This is a genomic window from Mycobacterium sp. E2327, from assembly GCF_001672675.1.
Taxonomy (GTDB): domain Bacteria; phylum Actinomycetota; class Actinomycetes; order Mycobacteriales; family Mycobacteriaceae; genus Mycobacterium.
Map to the genome: position 1 here is coordinate 1 of NZ_LZKE01000052.1, position 2,813 is coordinate 2,813.

At 70.2% G+C, this 2,813-nt stretch carries 4 protein-coding genes; 3 read left to right on the plus strand and 1 reads right to left on the minus strand.

The window, feature by feature from the left end:
• Positions 1–747 (plus strand): SDR family NAD(P)-dependent oxidoreductase (locus tag A5712_RS06525; RefSeq protein WP_156766448.1); only part of this gene is annotated, 747 nt, incomplete at its 5' end.
• A gap of 75 nt (positions 748–822) precedes the next feature.
• Here A5712_RS06525 and A5712_RS06530 read toward each other — a convergent pair.
• On the minus strand, positions 823–1,167 hold the full coding sequence (locus A5712_RS06530) for an aminopeptidase (protein WP_068102704.1): 345 nt from the start codon (positions 1,165–1,167) through the stop codon (positions 823–825).
• Positions 1,168–1,288: 121 nt separating this feature from the next.
• Between A5712_RS06530 and A5712_RS06535 the strand changes: the two genes are divergently transcribed.
• Together A5712_RS06535 and A5712_RS06540 are read left to right on the plus strand one after the other, a co-directional pair.
• Positions 1,289–1,744, plus strand: coding sequence for an SRPBCC family protein (locus tag A5712_RS06535; RefSeq protein ID WP_068102706.1), 456 nt, complete (start codon positions 1,289–1,291; stop codon positions 1,742–1,744).
• Between the two features lie 4 nt (positions 1,745–1,748).
• Positions 1,749–2,813 (plus strand): NAD(P)/FAD-dependent oxidoreductase (locus tag A5712_RS06540; RefSeq protein ID WP_068102708.1); only part of this gene is annotated, 1,065 nt, incomplete at its 3' end.

Here is a 2,813-nt window from a genome sequence, read left to right on the forward strand (position 1 = left end):
GCGCGCGAAGGCGCCGAGCTGGTCGTCAGCGACATCGACGAGGCGACCGTCAAGGAGACCGCCGCCGAGATCGTCGCGCGCGGCGGCGTCGCGCACGCGTACGTGCTCGATGTGTCCGACGCCGACGCCGTCGAGGCGTTCGCCGAGCGCGTCAGCGCCGAGCACGGCGTCCCCGACATCGTGGTCAACAACGCCGGCATCGGCGCGGCCGGGGGATTCCTGGACACCCCCGCCGAGCAGTTCGACCGGGTCCTCGACATCAACCTGGGCGGTGTGGTCAACGGCTGTCGGTCCTTCGGCAGGCGCCTCGTCGAGCGCGGCACCGGCGGCTACATCGTCAACGTGGCGTCCATGGCCGCCTTTTCGCCGCTGGGATCGCTGAGCGCCTACTGCACCTCCAAGGCGGCGACCTACATGTTCTCCGACTGCCTGCGGGCCGAACTCGACGTGGCCGGCGTCGGGCTGACCACCATCTGCCCCGGCGTCATCAACACCAACATCATCAGCACCACCCGCTTCACCGCGCCGGGGGGCAAGGACGAGCTCGTCGACGAGCGGCGCGGCCAGATCGGCCGGATGTTCGCGCTGCGCCACTACGGGCCGGACAAGGTCGCCAAGGCGATCCTGTCGTCGGTCAAGAAAAAGAAGCCGATTCGCCCCGTCGCTCCGGAGGCCTATGCGCTCTATGGCCTGTCTCGCGTGGCGCCGCAGGCGTTGCGCAACGCCGCGCGGGTGCGGGTGATCTAGTTCAATGGTGGCGACCCGTCCCCCAGCTCCGCGGGGGTACCCCAGCGCCCGGCTACGCCGCGCTCGCGATCGCCACTAGACCCCGGTCTGTCGGGCGCCTTGGCGCCCCATCGCCACTCCACCGCCGACGGCGAGGAGCCCGACGACGGCCAGCGGGATGGTCCAGCTGCGCCGCGTGTTGACCGCCGACTGGCATTGCGCCACGTAGTCGGTGTGGGGGAGGACTTGGTTCAGGATGGGGATGTTGGCGCCGTTCTTGTCGTTGGCGTTCCGGGCGCTGGACAAATCGGTGGCGAGTCCGTTTCCGCATGACACGGAGTTGCCGCTGCCGTCCGACACGGACACCGGCACCAGCAACCCGATGATGCCGGCCAGCAGGAGCACCGCGCCCACCGCGATGATCAACCGTCGCACAGTCACAATTGGCCTCCCGTCACACGCGTGTCTGGTAACGCCTTAGTAACCACTGGCCGCGGCCGCTAAACGTTTGCCGCGGCCCGATCCGGCGCATGGTTTCGGCCGACCGGGGTATCCGGACCCAATGACATTGGCTGCAATCCGCGAGGTAAGGGCGTCCCGCCAGCAGATCTGGGACGCGATGACCGATGGCTGGACGTACGCGCAGTGGGTGGTGGGCAACAGCCGGACCCGCGCGGTCGACTCGGATTGGCCGGCGCCGGGCTCCGCGATCAAGCACTCGGTGGGGGTGTGGCCGCTGGTGATCAGCGATGCGACCGTGTCCGAAAGCTGCACGCCCGGTGAGGAACTCGTCCTGCGCGCCGGGCTCGGGCGATTGGGGGCCGCGCGAATAACGTTGCGGCTCAGTGATACTCCGGACGGTGGCTGCCGGATCGAAATGATTGAGGTGCCGGCGTCCGGCCCGATGCGGATCGTCCCCGACCGGCTGGCCCTGGCCGCCGTCTATCCGCGCAACCGGGAGTGCTTGCTGCGGTTGACCGCGCTCGCCGAACGGCTCGAGCCGAGCCAGGTCAAATAGGCGCATGGCCGACGAGACGGCCGACGCCGTCGTCATCGGGGCCGGGCATCACGGGCTGGTGGCCGCGGCGATGCTGGCCGACGCGGGATGGGACGTGCTGGTGCTCGAGGCCCAACCCGAGCCCGGCGGTGCGGCGCGCAGCGCCGAGCTGACACCGGGATACATCACCGACTTGTTCAGCTCGTTCTACCCGATGACGGTGGCCTCGCCGGCGATGGAGGCGCTGCGACTGGAAGACCACGGGCTGCGGTGGTCACACGCCCCCGCGGTGGTGGGCCACCCGCGCAGCGCGGCCGACGATGACCCGCCCGTCATCTACCGCGACCCGGCCCGCACCGCAACGGAATTGGCGCGCCGCGAGCCGACCGACGGCGACAATTGGTGGCGCGCGGTGGAATTGTGGCGCAAGATCTCCGCGCCGCTGCTGGACGCCATGCTGGCGCCGTTTCCGCCGGTGCGCCCGATGCTGCGGCTGCTGCTGAAACTGGGCACGGCCGACGCCGTCCGACTGGCCCGCCTGTTGATCCAGCCGGCCAACACCATGGTGGACGAGCTGTTCGACGGCGAGGCGCCGCGAGTCCTGTTGCTGGGCAATGCGATGCACGCCGACGTACCGCTGGACGCGCCCGTCAGCGGCGCCATGGGCTTTCTGATGACGATGCTCGCCCAGGACGTCGGCTGGCCGGTGCCCGTCGGGGGGTCGGGACAGCTGACGGCCGCATTGGTGAAGCGGGCTAATTCGGCCGGCGCGCGAATCGAATGCGGCCAGAACGTTTCTCGCATCCAGGTGCGCGGCGGCAGGGCGGTAGCGGTGACCACCGACGGCGGGCGGACCGTGCGGGCGCGCCGGGCGATCGTGGCCGACGTGACGGCGCCGCGGTTGTTCTGCGACATGCTGCCCGCCGATGCGGTCCCGGCCGGGCTGCGTCGCGAGCTCGAGCATTACGTCTGGGATCCGCCCGTGGTGAAGGTCAACTATGCGCTGAACGGCCCGATCCCGTGGCGATCGAACGGCCTGCGGGGCGTGGGCACCGTCCACCTGGGGGCCGACGGCGACGGGCTGGTGCGC

Excerpts from the sequence above, each read along its gene's own strand:
- A5712_RS06535 (WP_068102706.1), top strand. The coding sequence starts at position 1,289 with ATGACATTGGCTGCAATCCGCGAGGTAAGGGCGTCCCGCCAGCAGATC.